General features: G+C 72.6%; 13 protein-coding genes. 7 read left to right on the top strand and 6 right to left on the bottom strand.

Features of this window, described 5'->3' with window-relative positions; genetic code table 11:
• The first annotated feature begins 19 nt into the window (after window positions 1–19).
• From ABZ914_RS06320 to ABZ914_RS06290, 7 genes are all read left to right on the top strand, one after another.
• Window positions 20–1804, top strand: a complete 1785-nt coding sequence (locus tag ABZ914_RS06320) for a non-ribosomal peptide synthetase (protein ID WP_500192021.1) — start codon at window positions 20–22, stop codon at window positions 1802–1804.
• Window positions 1801–5586 carry a non-ribosomal peptide synthetase gene (locus ABZ914_RS06315; protein ID WP_500192020.1) on the top strand — a complete coding sequence of 1262 codons (3786 nt, stop codon included), beginning with the start codon at window positions 1801–1803 and terminating at the stop codon, window positions 5584–5586. The genes ABZ914_RS06320 and ABZ914_RS06315 overlap by 4 nt, the downstream gene beginning before the upstream one ends.
• Window positions 5587–5590: 4 nt before the next feature.
• Window positions 5591–5944, top strand: coding sequence for a CU044_2847 family protein (locus ABZ914_RS06310; protein WP_500192019.1), 354 nt, complete (start codon window positions 5591–5593; stop codon window positions 5942–5944).
• Window positions 5941–9963 (top strand): nSTAND1 domain-containing NTPase, encoded by a 4023-nt coding sequence (locus tag ABZ914_RS06305; protein WP_500192018.1) that lies wholly within the window; start codon window positions 5941–5943, stop codon window positions 9961–9963. The genes ABZ914_RS06310 and ABZ914_RS06305 overlap by 4 nt, the downstream gene beginning before the upstream one ends.
• A gap of 111 nt (window positions 9964–10074) precedes the next feature.
• The gene (locus ABZ914_RS06300; protein ID WP_500192017.1) at window positions 10075–10563 is read left to right on the top strand and encodes a thiamine pyrophosphate-binding protein; all 489 of its coding nucleotides are present in this window, start codon (window positions 10075–10077) and stop codon (window positions 10561–10563) included.
• A 2-nt stretch (window positions 10564–10565) separates the two neighbouring features.
• Window positions 10566–11117 (top strand): thiamine pyrophosphate-dependent enzyme, encoded by a 552-nt coding sequence (locus ABZ914_RS06295; RefSeq protein WP_206699985.1) that lies wholly within the window; start codon window positions 10566–10568, stop codon window positions 11115–11117.
• A complete protein-coding gene (locus tag ABZ914_RS06290; RefSeq protein ID WP_500192016.1) occupies window positions 11114–12103 on the top strand; it encodes an isocitrate lyase/phosphoenolpyruvate mutase family protein in 990 nt (329 codons plus the stop codon). Before ABZ914_RS06295 ends, ABZ914_RS06290 begins: the two co-directional genes overlap by 4 nt.
• Here the strand turns inward: ABZ914_RS06290 and ABZ914_RS06285 are convergent.
• The 6 genes from ABZ914_RS06285 to ABZ914_RS06260 are packed head-to-tail and all read right to left on the bottom strand — an operon-like array spanning window position 12018 to window position 18324.
• A complete protein-coding gene (locus tag ABZ914_RS06285) occupies window positions 12018–13373 on the bottom strand; it encodes an XRE family transcriptional regulator (protein WP_500192015.1) in 1356 nt (451 codons plus the stop codon). The two genes, ABZ914_RS06290 and ABZ914_RS06285, sit on opposite strands and share 86 nt — an antisense overlap.
• A complete protein-coding gene (locus tag ABZ914_RS06280) occupies window positions 13370–14473 on the bottom strand; it encodes a phosphonoacetaldehyde reductase (protein WP_500192014.1) in 1104 nt (367 codons plus the stop codon). Before ABZ914_RS06280 ends, ABZ914_RS06285 begins: the two co-directional genes overlap by 4 nt.
• Complete coding sequence (locus ABZ914_RS06275) at window positions 14470–15510, bottom strand: glycerate kinase (RefSeq protein ID WP_500192013.1); 1041 nt, start codon at window positions 15508–15510, stop codon at window positions 14470–14472. The genes ABZ914_RS06280 and ABZ914_RS06275 overlap by 4 nt, the downstream gene beginning before the upstream one ends.
• Window positions 15507–16046, bottom strand: a complete 540-nt coding sequence (locus tag ABZ914_RS06270; protein WP_500192012.1) for an NUDIX domain-containing protein — start codon at window positions 16044–16046, stop codon at window positions 15507–15509. The genes ABZ914_RS06275 and ABZ914_RS06270 overlap by 4 nt, the downstream gene beginning before the upstream one ends.
• Window positions 16039–17013 (bottom strand): acetylxylan esterase, encoded by a 975-nt coding sequence (locus tag ABZ914_RS06265; RefSeq protein WP_500192011.1) that lies wholly within the window; start codon window positions 17011–17013, stop codon window positions 16039–16041. Before ABZ914_RS06265 ends, ABZ914_RS06270 begins: the two co-directional genes overlap by 8 nt.
• Window positions 17014–17025: 12 nt before the next feature.
• On the bottom strand, window positions 17026–18324 hold the full coding sequence (locus tag ABZ914_RS06260; RefSeq protein ID WP_500192010.1) for a protoporphyrinogen/coproporphyrinogen oxidase: 1299 nt from the start codon (window positions 18322–18324) through the stop codon (window positions 17026–17028).
• Between the last annotated feature and the right edge of the window lie 55 nt (window positions 18325–18379).

The following is an 18379-nucleotide window of genomic DNA, read 5'->3' as shown; positions in this document are numbered from 1 at the left end:
GCCCGCTGAAGGGGGGCCGATGGCTCTGCTGCACAGGCTCATCGAAGACCAGGTGGACCGGGATCCCGACGGCGTCGCGGTCCTGACCGACACCGAGGCGCTCACCTACCGCGAACTCGACGACCGGGCCAATCGCGTGGCCCGGTTCCTCCTCGACAGAGGCATCCGCCCGGACGGGGTCGTGGGGGTCGGCATGGACCGGTCCGCCGCACTGGTCGCGGTCCTGCTCGGAGTACTCAAGGCGGGCGCCGCCTACCTGCCGCTCGACCTCGACGCTCCCACCGCCCGCAACGCGGACCTGCTGCAACGCGCGGGAAGTGCGGTGTGCCTGTGCGACGGGCCGTCGGACCTGCCGGGCGCCCTGCCCCTCCCCGACCTGTCCGGCCTGGCCCCGGCCCGGCCGGATGTGCGGATCCGGGAGGACGGGCTGGTCTCGGTCTACCACACCTCGGGTTCGACCGGCCCGCCCAAGGCGGTGGCCAGCGTCCACCGGGGCTGGGTCGGCCGGATGCGCTGGATGCAGGACGCACACGACCTGCGGCCGGGTGAGCGGGTGCTCCAGAAGACCACGCTGACCTTTGACGACGCGGCCGTCGAGGTGTTCTGGCCGCTGATCGCGGGCGGCACCGTCGTGATGCTCCCGCCGGGTCTGCACCGCGATCCGGCGGCGATCCGCGCCGCGACCGTCCGGCACCGCGTCGCCGTGCTCCAGTTCGTCCCGAGCTGGCTCGCCGAGTTCCTCGACCTGCCGCATGGTCCCGGCTTGGAATCGGTCCGCCTGGTCGTGTCCGCGGGCGAACCGCTCCAGCCGGAGCTGGTGCGGCGGTTCCGGCGGGCGTTCGGGCCGGACTGCGTGCTGCGGAACCTGTGGGGGCTGACCGAGACCTCGATCGATTCGACCGCGCACACCTGTGGCCCCGAGGACGAGGAGGGGCCGGTTCCGATCGGCACGGTCATCGACGGTGCCGAGGTGCACGTCCTGGACGATCTGCTCCGCCCGTGCCCTCCGGGCCGGCCCGGCGAGCTGTACATCGGCGGTTCGGGCCTGGCCCGCTGCTACCTCGGCGACCCCGTCCGGACGGCCGAGCGTTTCGTGGCGAGCCCCTTCGGCACGGGCGAGCGTCTCTACCGGACGGGCGACCGCGGCCTGCGGCGCGACGACGGGGCGCTGATGTTCCTCGGCCGCCATGACCGGCAGGTCAAGCTACGGGGCATCCGCGTCGAGCTGAGCGAGATCGAGAACGCCCTGGTCCGCCACCCTTCCGTGGTCAACGCGGCGGTCGTCCTGGCCAGGGACCCGCTCGGTGAGCCCTGCCTCGTCGCCTACGTCGCGGGGCCGGCGCCCGCGCCGCGCGAGGAGTTCGTCGCCTTCCTGTCGCGCGAACTGCCGCCCTACACGATCCCCTCGCTGTTCGTCCCGGTCGCGGAGATGCCCAAGACCTCCAGCGGCAAGACCGACCGGAAGTCGCTGCCCCCGCCCGACTGGTCGGCGCGCTCCGCGGCGGCCGCCTACCGGCCGCCCTCCACTCCCCTGGAGCAGGCACTGGCCGAGCTGTGGGCCGAATCGCTCGGAGTCTCCCGCGTCGGCGTCGACGACGACTTCTTCCTCATCGGCGGCGCCTCGGTTCACGCGACCCGGCTGATGGCGCATGTCCGGTCGGCGTTCACCGTGGACATCCCCTTGCAGGAGCTGTTCGACCATCCGACGATCGCCCGGTTCGCACCGGTCGTCGAGGCCGCGGTCCATGCCGCGGTGGCCGCGATGAGCGACGCCGACGTCGCCTCTCGCATCGCGGAACCATGACGTCCGGCGAGTTCTCGTCGGCCGCCCGGCGGGAGCTGGTGGAACGGCTGTTACGCGGAGCCGGAGACCCGGCGATCGGGCCCCGCGCCCCCGGCGCGCCCGTTCCGCTGCTGCCCGCCCAGAGGAGGGTGTGGCTGGCCGACCGGTTGCTCGGCCGCGGCCCCGGCTACCACGTGTACATCGCGGCCGAACTGGTCGGCGACCTCGACGTCGAAGTGCTGCGCAGGGCCCTGGCCGACCTCGCAGGCCGCCATCAGGCGCTGCGCACGTCGTTCGCGGTGGAGGACGGCGAGGTCCGGCAGATCGTCGCCGCACGCGGTGCCGTGCCGCTGGAGGTCTCCGCGGCCTCCGACCTCGGCGCGCAACTCCGGGAGGCCGCACGCCGGACATTCCCCGACGGGGTCCCGCCCATCCGCGCGGAACTGTTCACGGGTGGCCGGACGCACCTGATCCTGGTCGCCCACCACCTCCTCGCGGACGGATGGTCGCTGCGGCTGCTCGTCGCCGACCTCTCCGCCCTCTACCGGGCCCATCGGCTCGGCCTGGCTCCCCCGCCCGTCCCGGCCGCCATCGGGGCGGCGGACGCGGCGTGCGCGCTCGCCCGGCCGCCCGGCCCGTCGCCGGAGGGGCTGCGGTTCTGGACGGAACGGCTCGCCCTTCCACTGCCGGTCCTCGACCTGCCCGCCGACCGGCCGCGGCCGCCCGTCGCGACGGGGAACGGTGCGCTGCTGCGCCTGACCCTCGACCGGGGGCTCTGCGCGGCACTGCGGCGGCTCGGGGAAGGGACCGCCTTCTCGGCCCTGCTAGCGGGGTTCGCCGCAACGCTCCAGCGCTGGACCGAACAGGACGACCTGGTGATCGGGGTCCCGGTCAGCGGCCGTGACAGGGCAGAACTCCAGTCCGTCGTCGGGCTCTTCGCCCAGACGCTGCCACTGCGGATCGGCCTTGCCGGCCACGAGGGACTTCGCGCCCTCGCCGCGCGGGTCCGCCGGCAGTTCCTGACCGCGCACCGGTATTCCGACGTGCCGTTCGATGCCATCGTGCGGGCGCTCGCCCTTCCCCGCGACGCCGCGCGCAACCCCGTCTACCAGGCGTCGTTCGTGATGGAGGACGAGCCGGTGGAGCTGGACCGGCTCGACGGCCTCCGGACGGTCCCGGCTCCGCTTCACAACGGCACCGCCAAGTTCGACGTCACCCTCTACGCGACCGAGCGCGGCGGCCCGATCGAGCTGTCCCTGGAGTACGCGACCGACGTCTTCGGCGAGGAGACCGCCCGGCGTCTCCTGGAGACCTGCCGGGACCTGCTGACCGCCGCGGCCGCCGCCCCGGACGTGCCGCTGCCCAGAGTGCCGCTGCCCCCGGGACCGCCCCTCGCGGGTCCCGTCCGAGCCCGCCCCGACCATGGAGCCCACCGCCTCGTCGCCGCCACCGGCGGCACCGCCCTGCTCGGTACGGGCCGGCCGATCGGCTACGGCGAACTGGACCAGCGCTCGTTGCGGCTCGCGACGCGGTTGCGCCACCGCGGCGTCGGCCGCGGCACGGTCGTCGCGATCCGTCTCGACCGCGGACCCGAGCTGGTGGTCGCCGCGCTCGCGGTGTGGCGGGCGGGCGGGGCGTTCCTCGGCGTCGATCCGGACCACCCGCCCGAGCGGACCCGCCGAATGCTCGAGCATGCGGGCGTCCGGCTCGTCATCACGCCCGGCGTCCTCGCCGATCTGGAGCGGGAAGGCCCGGCCACGGGCGGCCCGGACGCCGATGTCCGCGGCGCGGATCTGGCGTACGTCGTACGGACGTCGGGTTCGAGCGGGCCACCGAAAGGCGTCATGGCCACGCACGCCGGAGTGGTGAACTACCTGTCCTACGTCGTGGAGCAGTACGGCCTCGGCGCCGACGACGTCGTTCTGCAACTGCCGTCGTTCGCGTTCGACTCCGCGATCCGCGACACCTTCGCGCCGCTCGCCGCCGGCGCCACCCTCGTGCTCACCCATTCCCGGACGTCCGCCGACCCCGCGTCGATCCTCGACGCCCTGGCCCGGCACCGCGTCACCTGCCTGCTGAGCGTGGTGCCGACTCTGCTCACCGAGCTCGCGCGCGCGGCCGGGGGGCACTGGGCACGCGACCACTCCGCGCTGCGGCTGGTCCTCGTCAGCGGTGAACCTCTACGCTGGGCCGACCTGCGCCGCGCCCGGAGCGCGCTCGGCCCCGGCGCGGTCTTCGTCAACCAGTACGGGCCGACCGAGACGACGATGACCGCGACCTTCCGTCCCGTCGCCCCTGGCGAGGACGGGATCGGCGACGTGCCCGCAGGACGCCTCATCCCGAACCTCGACGGCGTCATCCTGGACCGGTTCCTGCGGCCGGTCCCCCCGGGAGTGCCCGGCGAACTGTACCTCGGGGGCACCGGCGTGGCCCGCGGCTATCTGGGCGACTCCGCCACGTCGGCGTCGCGGTTCGTGGCCGGGCCGGACGGCGCGCTCCGCTACCGCACCGGCGACCGCGTTCGCGTCCTGCCGGACGGCGAGATCGCCTTCCTCCGCCGCACCGACGCCTTGCTGAAGCGCCACGGCGTCCGGGTGGACCCCGGCGAGGTCGAGGAGGCGCTGCGGTCGGTCCCCGGCGTCCACGACGCGGCGGTGACAGCCGACGGCGCCGAACTGGCCGCCTACCTCACCGGTGCGGGTGCCCTGGACGCCGCCGCGCTCCGGGCCCACCTGCGGGCTCTGCTGCCCGGCCCCATGATTCCCAGCTCGTACCACCAGCTCCCGGCCCTGCCTCGGACCCCCAACGGCAAGGTCGACCGGGCGGCGCTCACCCCCTCCCCGGACTCCGCGCTGAGCCGGCCGCCGGGACGCCCGCCCGCGACCGCGCTCGAACGGACCATCGCCGGGCTGTGGGCCGAAGCGCTCGGCTCCGCCGCTCCCGTCCCCGCCGACGTCGACTTCTTCGCCCTCGGCGGCGACTCCCTGGCGGCGATCGTGCTGGCGGAACGGCTCACGGAACATCTCGGCGTGCGGGTGGCCCCCGCCGACCTCCTGGCCTCGGCGACCGTCGCCGCGCTCGCCGAAGGCCGCGGCCTCGCGGACGGTGCCCGGCACGCCGTCCCCCTCCGGGACGGCGAGGGCGCGCCACTGGTACTCATCCATCCCCTGTCGGGCGATCTGCTCTGCTACCGGCACCTGCTGGCCGGGCTGCCACCGAGCCGTACGGTCCTCGGATTCCAGTCGCACGGGGCACCGCCCGGCACGGTGGCCGAGCTCGCCGGCCGGTACGCGCGGGAGGCCCGGCGGCGTCATCCGCAGGGCCCGCTCGACCTGGCAGGCTGGTCGTTCGGCGGGCTGATCGCCGTCGAGATGGCCCGGCTGCTCGGCGGCGCGCGCGGCGGCGTCCGGACCCTCGCCCTGCTCGACACCTCGCCGCGCGACGAGACCGAGGACCTGACCGAGGCCGAAGCACGCGCGATCCTCGCCGCGACCTCGCCGGGCCCCGTCCCCGAGTCGCTGGTCGAGTCGCTGCTCGCCAATGCCCGCGCCCGCCGCGGATACCGGTTCCGCGGCCCCCGCCTGGACATCGACCTCGTGCTGGTGCAGGCCACCCAGGACCATCCCGTCCTGCCTGCGCGCCGGATGGACGAACCCGAGCTGTGGCGTGCGCGCACCACGGGCTCGGTCCGTGTCCTGTCCCTGCCCACCAGTCACTACGGCCTTCTCGACACCGACCATGTGTCCGCGATCGCCAGGATCCTGGAACCTGTTGCGGACCGCGGCGCCCGAAAGGCAGGCTGACCCCGTGACCGACTACGTCGAGGTTCCCTTGCAGGACGGGGTCTCGCTCATCGTCCAGCGCGCCCCCGAGGACGAGGGCGACATCGTCCGCGCGGGCCGTATCCGTGACGTGGCCGCGCTCGCCGGGGAGTCGTTCGAATCGGCGCTCCAGCGGCTGAAGACCGCCGCCGAGCAGGTCGGGGCCACGATGCGGAACTCCGCGTCGCCGCCCTCGGAGATCACCGTCGAGTTCGCGATCAAGGTCGGGACGTCGGCGGGTGTCGTCATCGCCAACACCAACGCCGAGGCCAACCTCAAGGTCGCGCTGCGCTGGACGGACGCCCCCGCGGCCGGGCCTCCGGCGGACTCCTCGGAGTGAGCGGGACCCTCCACGGGAGCGTCGCACGGATCTGGTCCCCGGCGGGAACGATCGTCGGCGCGGGACTCCTCGTCCGCGAGCGGCACGTGCTCACCTGCGCGCATGTCGTCGCGGGCGCGCTCGGCATCGAGGACACCGGAGCGCCCCTCCCCGAGGGCGTCGTCGAACTCGATTTCCCCCTGGCGAGCCACGGGCCCCGGCTGACCGCGCGCATCGTCCACTGGGTGCCGGTCGGGCCGGACGGCGAAGGGGACATCGCGGGCCTGCTCCTCGACGCCGACCCGCCCGCGGGCACCGAGCCCGCCCTGCTGGTCTCCACCGCGCAGCCCTATGGACTGGCGTTCCGGACCTTCGGGTTCCCCGGCGGGCGTCCGGGCGGCGACTGGGCCGACGGGGTCTTCGCCGGCGTCCAGGCCACCTCCTGGCTGCAACTGGAGCACGAGCGCCAGACCGGACGCAGGGTGCAGCGCGGTTACAGCGGAGCTCCCGTCTGGGTGGACGAACTCCAGGGTGTGGCAGGCATGGTCGTCGCGGCGGACCGACAGGACACCGACCGCGTCGCCTACGCGCTGACCACCGAGACCCTCGTGGCGTCCTGGCCCGAGGTCCTGGAAGAAAGGACCATCGCCCCCACCCCCTACAAGGGCCTCGCGGCGTTCCGGCGGAGCGACGCCGAAGTGTTCTTCGGCCGGAACGAGGACGTCGCGCGGTTGAAGAGCGCGGTCGCGGCGAAACCGCTGACAGCGGTCATCGGGCCGTCGGGGGGAGGCAAGTCGTCGGTCGTCCAGGCCGGGCTCATCCCCGCTCTCGAGGAGGAGGGATCCTGGTCGTTCGCGGTGTTCCGGCCGCGTAAGCAGCCCTATGAGGAATTGGCCAGAGAACTGCTGCGGCTGCTGCAGCCCGACTCGTCGGAGTTCGACCTGTTGCTGGAGACCCCGCGGATGACCGAGCTGCTGGAGCGCGGCGGGCTCGGCATGGTCGCCAGGCGCGTCACCGGCGACGGCGGCCGGCTGCTGATCGTCGGGGACCAGTTCGAGGAGCTGTACACCCACCACCGCGACCCCGACAAGCCCCGCCGGTTCGTCACCGACCTCCTCGGCCTCGCCGACGAACCGGACGTGCGGCTGGTGCTGACGATGCGTGCCGACTTCCTCAACCAGGCCCTGGGCGACCGGGCGTTCGCCGAGGCGCTCACCGGCGCGATCGAGCCGGTCGGCCCCCTGTCGGCCGCCGGGCTGCGCGAGGCGGTCGAGCGGCCCGCGGCGCTGCGCCGGGCCGTGTTCGAACCGGGTCTCGTCCACCGGATCCTCGAGGACGTCGGCGGGCGGCCGGGACGGCTGCCGCTGCTGGAGTTCACGCTGTCCCTGCTGTGGGAGCGGCAGCACCGCCTGACCATCGGCCACGACGCCTACGAGGCGATCGGCGGGGTCGAGGGTGCGCTGACCCACCACGCCGAGCAGGTCCTGGGCCACTACCCCGAGGCCGAGCGGCTCCAGGTGAGGCAGGTGCTGCTCCAGCTGGTCACTCCCGGAGAAGGCACACCCGACACCCGCCGGCTCGCGAGCAGGACCGAGCTGAGGCCCGGCGACTGGCCGATCGCCCGCCGGCTCGCCGACGACCGGCTGGTGGTGACCGGCGCCGACCCGTCCGGCGAGCAGACCGTCGAACTGGTTCACGAGGCCCTCATCACCGGCTGGCCCCGGCTCCGCGAGTGGGTCGCCCTGGACCGCACCTTCCGGATCTGGCAGGAGCGGGTCCGCGAGCAGATCCGCGTGTGGCGGGCGTTCGGCGAGGACCAAAGCGTCCTGCTGCGCGGTCCGCTGCTCGCGGAGGCCGAGACCTGGCTGGCGGAGCGCGACGCCGAGATCACCGTCGAGGAGCACGAGTTCGTCCGGCTCAGCAGGGAGCGTCAAGAACAGGAGGACGCACGCTACCGCAGGCTCTACGCCGAGGCCCTCTCGCGGCAGCTCGTCGCCCACTCCGAACTGGTCCGCGGCGAACGACCCAACGCGCTGCCGCTCAGCGTGTTGCTGGCCGCCGAGGCGCTACGGCGGTCGCCGTCGTTCGAGGCCGATCTCGCACTGCGGCGCGGGCTGGCGCTGCTGCCCACGAAAGCAGTCCGGCTCCCGCACGAGGCCGACGTCCAGGTCGCCCAGTTTTCCCCCGACGGCTCCCTGCTCGTGACGGCGGGCGATGACGCGGCGGCCCGCGTCTGGGACGTGCGGACCGGCGAGGAGCTCCACCGCCTGCGGCACCGCAGCGGCGGCTGGCTGCGCGCCGTCGCGTTCAGCCCCGACGGAACCCGCCTGGTGACCGGAAGCGAGAACGGCGGGGCTCGGCTGTGGTCCCTCGACGACGGGAGCCTGCTCGGCGAGCTCGTGCACGGCGGCTGGGTCGCCGCGCTCGCCTACCACCCCGGCGGCGCGCTGCTGGCGAGCGGCAGCGACGACGGTCTGGTGCGCGTCTGGGACGGCCGTGACACCCCGCTCGTCAGCATTCCGCTGGACGGATGGGTGCGCAGCGTCGCGTTCAACGGCGACGGCTCCCTCATGGTGACCGGCGGAGCCGACCGCATCGCCCGGATCTGGAACACGGCCGACTGGACCGAACTCGCCCGCCACGCGCACGGAGAGCCCGTCCGCGACGCGGTGTTCGGGCCCGGCGGGCTGGCCGCGAGCGCGAGCGACGACGGCACGGCGGTGCTCTGGAACGTCGACGGGATCCGTCATGTCCTGCGGCACGACGGCCCGGTGACGGCCGTCGCGTTCTCCGCCGACGTACGGCTCGCGGCCACCGCCTGCGACGACGGCCACGCCCGGATTTGGGACACGGCGACCGGCGCGGAACTCGTCCGGCTGCGGCACGGCGGCGCGGTGCGCGCCGTGGTCTTCGATCCGGTGTCCCCCCGGCTGTTCACCGGTTCCGACGACGGCACCGCACGGGTGTGGAGCACCGGAGGCGCCGAACTCCTGCGGATGTGCCACCAGAAGGCCGTCCGGGCCGTGGCGGTCAGCCCCGGCGGGGAATGGGGCGCGTCGGCCAGCCAGGACGACGAGGGCGCCCTCTGGTCGACGACCGCGCATGCCGAGCAGCGCCACCAGAGCGCGGGCGGACCGGTCGCGGCGCTGGCGATGGGGGGCGAACGGCTCGCGGCCTCCACCGAGGGGGCGATCCGATTGTGGAGCGCGGACGGGCGCACCGGTACCGCGGCGCTCGCCACCGGGACATCTCCCCGCGTCCTGGCCGTCTCCCCCGACGGACTGACTCTCGCGGGCGCCGGCGAAGGCGGCGAGGTCAGGCGCTGGGCCCTGCCTGCCGGAGATCCCGAACCGGTCCTGCCGACCGGTGCGGAAGAGGTACGCGCGCTGGCGTTCGCTCCGGACGGCCGGACCCTCGCCGCCGTCGGCGACATCCCGGCCGTCCTCCTGCTGCCCTCGGCCGGCGGCGCCCCTGCGCGGGCGGAACTGGGCGACGGTGCGGGCGCCGTGGCGTTCTCCGCCGACGGTGCGCGCGTCGCCGCCCTCGACGACTCCGGCGTCCTCACCCTCGCCGCCCGCGACGGCACCGTACTGGAGCACCGTTCCTTCGCCCGGGACGACTGGTGGGGCGGGGGCGCGCTGCACGGGTTCACGTCGCTGGCCGCGATCGGCCGGGCGGGGCGCACCCGCGTCTTCGACGCCGAGACCGGCGAGGTCCGCGCCGAGGTCGATCCCGAGAGCTGGGTGAGCCGCGCCGTCTTCAGTCCGGACGGTCGGCTGTTCGCCACCGTCGGGGATGACGCGGTCGTCCGCGTCTGGGATGCGGACACCGGGAACGAGCGATGCCGTCTCCCCCACCCCGCCGAGGTCACCGGTGTCGTCTTCGCCCCCGACGGGACCGTGGTCACCGGGGCGTCCGACGGTTGGGTCCGCTGGTGGCCTCTCCGTCCCGAAGACCTCCTCGCCCAAGCCGCCGAGCGGGTGTCCAGGGAACTGACGCCAGAAGAGCGTTCGCGTTACCTCGGTGTCGAAGCGACATGACCTGAACGCCGGTTCCGCTGACCGGTAGCGGACACCAGAGCGACGAAATGCCGGTCCAATGGTGTCTAGCATGGTGAGGCAGCGCTGTTCCGGCGCCGGGAAGGAGAACGAATGCCGGCGGCGGAGGAATTGATACGGGAACTCACAGATCGCGGGTACGCCGATTTCACGGGGGTTCCCTGTTCGATGCTCAAAGGGATATTCAAGATCGTTGAAAACCCTGGGCCGAGCGGACGAATTCGGTATTTTCCGGCGCCGCGTGAGGACACCGCGCTGGGGGTCGCATCGGGATTGGCGGTCGCCGGCCGCAAAGCCGTGGTGCTGATGCAGAATTCCGGACTGGCGAATGGGCTGAACGTGCTCACCTCGTTCAATCTCGTCTACGAGGTGCGGCTTCCGCTGGTGGTCAGCTGGCGCGGGTCCGATCCGGACGACGCCGTCGAGCACCGGGTGATCGGCCGGGAGCTCCCCCGGCTTCTGGACCTCTTCGGCCTCGTCTGGAACGTCCTCGACGTGTCCGACGTCCGCCGGTCGGTCGACACGTGGCTCGCACGCCTGGTGGAGACGACCTCGGTGCTCGTCGTGCGCGAGGGGATCTGACCGTGCTCGGGACGCGCGAGGCGATCGGCCTGGTCCTCGACCGGTTCCCGGCCGCGCTGTACGTCTCCACCTGCGGCTTCATCTCGCGCGACCTGTTCGGCCTCGGAGACCGTCCGGCCAACTTCTACATGGTGGGCTCCATGGGCATCGCCGCCCCCTTCGCCCTGGGTGTGGCGCTGGCCGAACCTGGGCGGACGGTCGTGGTCCTCGACGGCGACGGCTCGCTGGCCATGAACCTCGGCTGCCTGCCGATGACGGGCGGGCTGGCCCCGGACCTCGTGCACGTCGTCCTCGACAACTCCTGCCACGAGAGCACCGGCGGCCAGCGGACGGTCCTGCCGGACGACCTCGCGGCCGTCGCCCTCGGATGCGGCTACGCGGGCGCGGCCGCAGCCGACTCTCCCGAGTCCTTCGGCGAGGTGAAAGTGCACGCCACACCTTTCCTTCTCCATCTCCGGTGCCGGCCCCGGAGCGGTGGGCCCGGCGGCCGGGTGTCCCGCTCACCGCAGGAGATCGTGGCCGCTTTCAGGTCGGAGATCGGGGTCCTGCCGTGACGGTGGGTCTGCGGGCGGCCCTGGAGAGCGGCCGGCTCCTGCGGGCCACCGGGGCGCACAGCGCGCTCAGTGCCCGTCTCGTGGAGGAGGCCGGGTTCGACGTCGTCTGGTCGAGCGGACTGGAGATCTCGGCCGTCGCGGGAGTGCCCGACGCCGACATCCTCACCATGCCGCGGTTCCTGGAGGCCGCCGCGGAGATGGCGGAGGCGGTCGCGATCCCGGTTCTCGCGGACTGCAACTCGGGATACGGCAACCCGAGCAACGTCGCCTACATGGTGCGAGCGTTCGAGGCGCGCGGCGTGGCGGGCGTCTGCATCGAGGACAAGCTGTTCCCCAAACTGAACAGTTTCGTGGCGGGCGACCACGCGCTTGCCTCGGCCGCGGACTTCGCCGCCAAGATCCGGGCGGCGGTCGAGTCGCGCCGGAGCCGCGACCTCATGGTCGTGGCCAGGATCGAGGCGCTGATCTCGGGCCGCGGCTTGGACGAGGCCCTCCGCCGAGCCGGAGTCTATGAGCGGGCGGGGGCCGACGCCCTGCTCATCCACTCCAAGGAGCCGGAGCCCGACGAGGTGTTCGCGTTCCGGGAGCGGTACCGCGGGGACCTCCCCGTCATCGTGATACCTACCACCTACCACCAGGTCATCGCCGCCGAGCTGGCCGAGCGCGGCTTCGGCATGGTCATCTACGCCAACCACGGACTGCGCTGCTCCATCTCGGCGATGCGGCGCACCTTCGCACGGATCATCGAGGACGGCACCACCGGCAATGTCGAGCAGACCATGGCCTCGCTCCAGGACGTCTTCGACCTCCAGCACGTCCGGGAGATGACGGAGCGTCAGCGCAGGTTCGAGACACAGGGCCGCGAGCTGGCCGCGCCCGGCGACACACCGCCGGCGGCCCCTAGTACCAACGGCCGGTCTCCCGGAGGAAGCGGGGCAGGCTCCCCGGCGCCATCGATCCCAACGCGGTCCGGCTCTCCGGAGTGACCCGGCCGCCGATGCGCAGGCTGAGCAGGCGGCATCCGGCGGAGGAGGCGGCGGCGAAGGCGACACTCGCGAAGGGCTTGAAGTAGGCCGAGTCGCCCGGTTCCAGACGATCTTCGAAGGACCTGCCGTCGAAGCTCCAGCGAAGGTCCGCGGGAGCGGCTCCCACGTTGTAGACGTACTGGTGCTGGTAGGTGCGGAGCGCCACGTCGGCGGAACCGGCCACCGGAAGGATCTCCAGTGCCCGGGTGTGGGGGTGGAGGCTGCTTCCGGCGAGCTCTCTGATCCGGTAGGCGGCGGGTCCCGGCGAAGGGTAGGACCACTGCCTCGCCTCACCCGCCCGGCAGTGACGGATCGAACCGGCCATGTCGCTGACGACCGGCAGCAGGTCGCGGGGACTGACGCGCAGCGCCTTCGCCATTCGCGCCAGCTCCTCCGCCGTGGGCGGCACGTCTCCGGTGAGCAGGTCGGCGACCCGGTCCTCCGGAATCCCTGCGAGACCTGCGAACCGGTCGGCGGGCAGGGCGCAGGCGTCCAGGAAGTCCCGGAGGATCGCCGCGGAGGCGGGCTCCTCGGGCTGGCGCACGAAGCTCGCGGCGGTCCCGGAGCCGAGTGCCGCCAGCTCCCGCTGGGCGTCGCCGACCAGTTCGGCGCCGTAGGTGAGCGCCAGGATATGCGCGTCGGCGCCCTCCTCCCGGCAGGTGAACGTGTGCGGCGAGAACGGGACTCCCCAGACCGAGTCGCCGGTGTTCATGCGCAGCACCCGGTCGCCTTCCGGCTCGCGCACGTAGTAGTTGACCGGCCCGACGAAATAGGTGAACTGGTAGAGGAGGTGCCCTCTGTTCCACCGGACTCCCGGGTGCGCGGGATCATCGTCGTCGACGACCGAGAGCATCCTGATCCACTCCGGCCGGAACGAGGCCACCCGTGACATCGCGGTGTCCCGGTACTCGTAGTAGGCGATGCCGCCGCGCCGCAGCACCCTCGCCGAGGCGATGGCGTCCGTCAGCCGGTGGACGACCGCGCCGTCCGGGCAGTCGTCGCGCCAGGGCATCAGGTCGCATTCGTTGACCGGCCAGACGGCTGCGGCGCGGCGCAGCACCTCCGCCGGGATCTCCGCTCCGCCCCCGGCATAGGAGGCGAACTCGGCCGCCGTGATGCCGAGGTCGGCGGCTGCTGCTTCGTCGTCTCGCTTCAGGTCATTGGCCGCGCTCCGCAGGAGCGCCGCCGCCCGGAGCCGGTAGCCCCGCTCGTCCACCGAGCCGTCGTTCACAGGACGGCCTCCAATGCCTCGTGGACGGAGCCGGCTTCGAGGTCGACAGGGTTGTTCCCGGCGCGGTCCCCCACCTCCATTCCGGCCCGCACCAGACCGGCCAGGTCCTTCGCGGCGACCCCGTAGCCGCCGAGCTCCGCGGGCCAGGTATGTCGCCGCAACCGCTCGGCAATCAGGTCGCCCGTCCTCCCCGTGACGGATCCGAGCAGGAGCACGGAGTCCTCGACGGTGACACGAGCGGGGCCCTTCGAGCGCGCCAGGTTGTAGTCGGCGAGCCAGCGCAGGTTGAGCATGCAGGCCACTCCATGAGGGATTCCATAACGGATGGTCAGGGCGTAGGCGAACGCGTGGGCGGCGGTGGTCCGCGTCATCGCGATGGCCCGCCCGGCGGCCAGGGCCCCGGCAGCGAGGCGTTCGCGGACTTCCAGCGGCGGGTCCTGCACGCGAGCGCCGAGATGCGGGACCAGGAGCGTCAGGGCCTCCCTCGCCAGGCGACGGGACACGTCGGTGGCCCGCCTGCTCCAGTGGGACTCCACGCCGTGGCACACCGCGTCGAACAGTCCGCTGCTGACCACTTCGGGTGGGCACGACGCCGTCAGGCACGGGTCGACGATCGCGACGTCCGCGCGGACCCGGGAGTGATCCAGGGAATACTTGCGTCCCGCGTGGAAGATCGTGGCGAATCCGGTCACCTCACTGCCACTGCCCGCGGTGGTGGCGACCAGGAACAAGGGCGGCCCGTCGGCGGCGAACCGGTCGCCCGCCCCCGTCAGCACGGCCAAGGCGAGCGAGGGGTCCGCGGGAAGCAGCCGGACGGCCTTGGCGACGTCCATCGCACTCCCGCCGCCGACCCCGACGATCGCGTCGGGCCGCCAGGCGTCCCGGACCCGGCATCCCTCGACGACATGGCCGAGCAGCGGGTTCGGGGTGAAGGCCGAGAATGCGCGCCACTCCAGGCCCTCCAGGGCGCGGTCGGCATGGATCGACCGCAGGGCGCGGTCCGTCGCGATCAGCAGCGGCCGTCGCACCCGGTGGCGGGCAAGGATCGCACCGACGGCGTCCGACTCGCCCGGCCCGACGAAGAGTTCCGGTTCGGTCATCGCCGGCCACCGGGCTTGAGGAGGGCGTTCGCGAGGTCCGCGGCGGCCGTTTCCAGAATCGCCTCCGCATCGCGGATCGCTTCGGAGGCGGTCGCCCGGTAATCGGTGAACGGGACGACGACCGTGCCGGGGCCCAGGACTCCGCCTATCTCCGGATCCACGGAACCCGCGATCAGGCCGCTCCGGGCCGTCCCCCCGACGGCGGTCAGCAGCCGGTAGGTCCCCTTGCCGAGCAGGCTGGTCCGGTCGAAACGGCCCTCGCCCGTGATGACGAGGTCGGCGCGGGCCAGCGGGCCCGCCAGGTCCAGGAGCTCGTTCATGACCGTGAAGCCAGGCGCGCACCGCGCCCCGAGGGCGGCGAGTGCCCCGGCCAGACCGCCTCCGGAACCACCGCACCGCACCGTCTGAACGTCCCGGCCGGTCCGCTCCCTGTAGCGTTCGCGGAGCCGTCGCATCCGTGCCTCCAGCCGGGGGACGTCCGCTTCGGTCGCCCCCTTCTGCCGGGCGAAGTACCGCGTGGCATCGGCGAAGCCGATCTCCACGTCGCCCGCGACCCGCAGGTCCGCTCGGACGGCCGTCCAGGACAGCGCCTCCACCGCACCGAGCCCGCCGTCCAGGGTCACCGTGTCGCCGATCGTCACGATGATCCGCTCATGGCCCGCGGCCACTGCCAGGGCGACGAGTTCGCCCACCCCCCGTGTGGTCGACCTCATCGGGTCCGGCCGGGCGCCCGCACGTGCCCACCCGCACGCCTCGGCGGCCTCGACGACCGCGGTGCCGTCGGGCAGTTCCGCCCAGGCCGCCTCCACCGTGCCGCCGTAGGGGCCGGTGACCCGCGCCCGATGGAGGCGCGCGTTCCGGTGCGCGGCCAGGACGTCCAGCGTCCCCTGGCCGCCATCGCTCAGCGGCATCGCCAGGATGTCGAGGGACGGATCAAGCCGGACCAGTGCGCGGGTCACCGCGGACGCCACGGTTCCAGCGGTCAACGTGCCGCGGAACTTGTCGGGGAGGACGACCACCCGCCGGCCGCCCGTCACGACGGCTGGGCCGAACGGACGGCCAGGAGGAGCGCGGCGACGGTCCGCGCCTCGCGGATCACTCCGTCGCCGCACAGGCGGACGGCGTCGTCAAGGAGCAGCGTCGCGGGTTTCAGGCTGTGCTCCTCATCGCCGTCCAGCGGATCGGGCGTCAGCCCGGTCGCCAGGAAGACATGGGTCCGCTGCGACAGGTAGCCGGGGCTCAGGCTGAGCGTGCAGAGCGGGGTGAGGTCGCCGCGCAGCCCGAGTTCCTCGCGCAACTCCCGGCCGGCGGCCTCCAGTGGGCTCTCACCTGGATCGATCCTTCCCTTGGGCAGGCAGAGCTCGCGCCCGTCGATCGCCCCGAAGTACTCCTCGACGAGATGGACCCGGCCCTCCTCATCGAGGGCGACGACCGCGACGCTGTCGTCCTTCTTCAGGACCTCCCAGGTGACGACACGGTCCGGGGCCACCCTGATGTCCCGCTCGACCACCGTCAGCCTGCGGCCGCGGAAGACCTCCCGCTCCGCGAGGACCTCCTCCTCTTGATCAGTCAATGCCCGCCTCCCGCGTCAGCCAGCGGTGCTGGTTCTCCAGGTGATGGGCCTCGCCGCTCTCGTGGCCGTTCCAGGCGTACACCGTGATCTCCTTCGGCCCTCCGTAGACGTTGAAACAGCCGTACACCCCCTGCGGCGGGCACGTCTCGTCCATGAGCGCCACACCGAAGTGAGCGGGGCACTGCGCGGCGGGCACGAGGCAGGCCACGTCGAAGTAGGCCAGCGTGGCGAACGCCCGGTCGGCGAGGCTCCGGTGAGTCCTGCACCACTTGACGAGCTCCGGGTACGGGCCCGTCACCGCGGCCCGGCAGGAGGCGCGGATGTCGCAGAGGAACGGGACGTTAGGCATCGCCGCCGCGACCCCGGGATGAAGGGAAGCCGCGACCAGCGACAGTGCTCCCCCTTGGCTGGTGCCGGTGGTGACCAGCCGCGCGGGATCTGCGGACGGCAGCTCCCTGGCGGCGTCGACGGCCCGTACGGCGTCGGTGAACAGCCGCCGGTAGTAGTAGTCCTCCCGGGCGGTGAGCCCGTCGGTGAGGAAGCCCGGCACCTGGGGCCCTCCGGACGACCCCGGATCAGGGGTGTCGCCGACCCGCCAGGAGCTGCCCTGGCCGCGGGTGTCCATGATCAGGTGCGGGTATCCGGCGGCGGACCAGAAGAGCAGCTCGTGGTGGAGTCCCCGCCCGCCCCCGTAGCCGATGAACTCGATGATCGTCGCGGCGTCCCTGCGGGGCTCGCGCGGCAGCAGGTACCACGCCCTGATCGGATGGCCGCCGAAGCCCGCGAAACCGACGTCGTACACTTCGGCGCCTCGAAGAGGCGTCTCGGTGACGCGCTCCACCGTGACGTCCAAGGGGAAACGGGCGGTCTCGTCGAGGGTCTCGCGCCAGAAGTCGCTCAGGTCCGCCGGCACGGGCGTCGCCGGACGATAGGAGAGGAGTTCGTGCGCCGTGGTGTCGTAGAACATCCGTTCCCCGTCTCAGCTGCTCTCGGCTACCAGGTCGGCGACGGAGAATCCGTCGAGAATGGCGTCTCCCATCGACCCGTAGGTCCATCTCCCATACCGTCCGCACGAGTGGATTCCCGCTTCGGCGAGCCAAGGGAGGATCGTCTCGACCGCTCGCTCCCTGGCCTCGTCGAAGACCACATAGGCATGGTCGACCTTGTGATGCTCCATGAACAGCAGGTCGGCGGCCGACCTGACGGCGCCGATCCTCACCAGGGCATCGAGGATGTCCGAGTCGTCGACCGGTCCCGCCTGATCCGCGATCTCCACCCAGAGGCTCGCGCCGCCGGGCGGGGCCATCGCCGCGGCCGCGTTGGTGTAGACGCCCATCCGGTAGAACGGGATTCCCGGTTCCGGCGTGTAGACCCAGTGCTCGACCATCGGCGAGGGAGCTCGCAGCGCGATGTTCGCATAGCGCATCGCGCTGGACCGCAGTGCCCCGCGCGCCTCGGCGATGTGCGGCGGGAGGCCGGGGATCCGGTCGAGCAGTTCGGGTAGCGCGATCGTGGAGACGATCACCCGCCAGTCGAACCATTCCGGCGACCCGCTCAACCGCAGGCGCTTCCCGGCGAGGTCGACCTCCTGCAGCGAGGTCCCGAGCCGAAGGGAGAAGCCGTCACGGTTCCGGCAGGCCGAGAGCATCGCCGCGGGCAGGACACCGATGCCCCCCTCGGCCGGGTAGAGGAAACGGGCGTTGTAGCCGACGCGGTCCTGGCGGACGCCGAGCGCGCCGCCCAGCACCTGCGCGGTCGTCGGCATCGGGAAGTAGTCCTTCAACCATTCGGTGCGCAGGTCGTCCAGGGAGATTCCCCGGAACTTCTTGGAGTAGTAGGGCAGGAAGAAATGCCGGGCCATACCCCGCCCGAACCGTCCGACGACGAAGTCCTCGAAGCGCATCTCCGAGGGGCTCTCCCTCCGCTTCCGAAGGCGCGCCAGAGCGAAGTCGGCCAGGCAGCGCAACCGGGCCGGCCAGGGCAGTCCGTGGATGTTCGCCTGGAACGGGTAGTTGATGGTCCTTCCATAGAGCCGCACCGTCGAACGACGTTCCAACCAGACCAGGTTCTCCCCGCCGAGAAGCCCGAACACCAGTTCCCTGAGCCGTTCGTCCCGCAGGTGAAGCCAGTGCCCGGTGACGTCGAAGGTGTACCCGTCCCGGTTTCTGCTCCGCGCCTTCCCGCCGACCGCCTCGTCCCGCTCCACCAGCACGACCGGCTCCCGCTCCAGCCGCATCGCCGCGGACAGACCAGCCAGCCCGGCTCCCACAACGACCACAGGCGCCAAGGTCACCGTCCTCATCGCGCACCGCCGATTCCAGCAACCTATGACG

The organism is Spirillospora sp. NPDC046719 (genome assembly GCF_040645715.1).
Taxonomy (GTDB): Bacteria; Actinomycetota; Actinomycetes; order Streptosporangiales; family Streptosporangiaceae; genus Spirillospora.
Note: the sequence above shows the minus strand (reverse complement) of the source record. Positions and strands in the feature narration are given on the sequence as shown.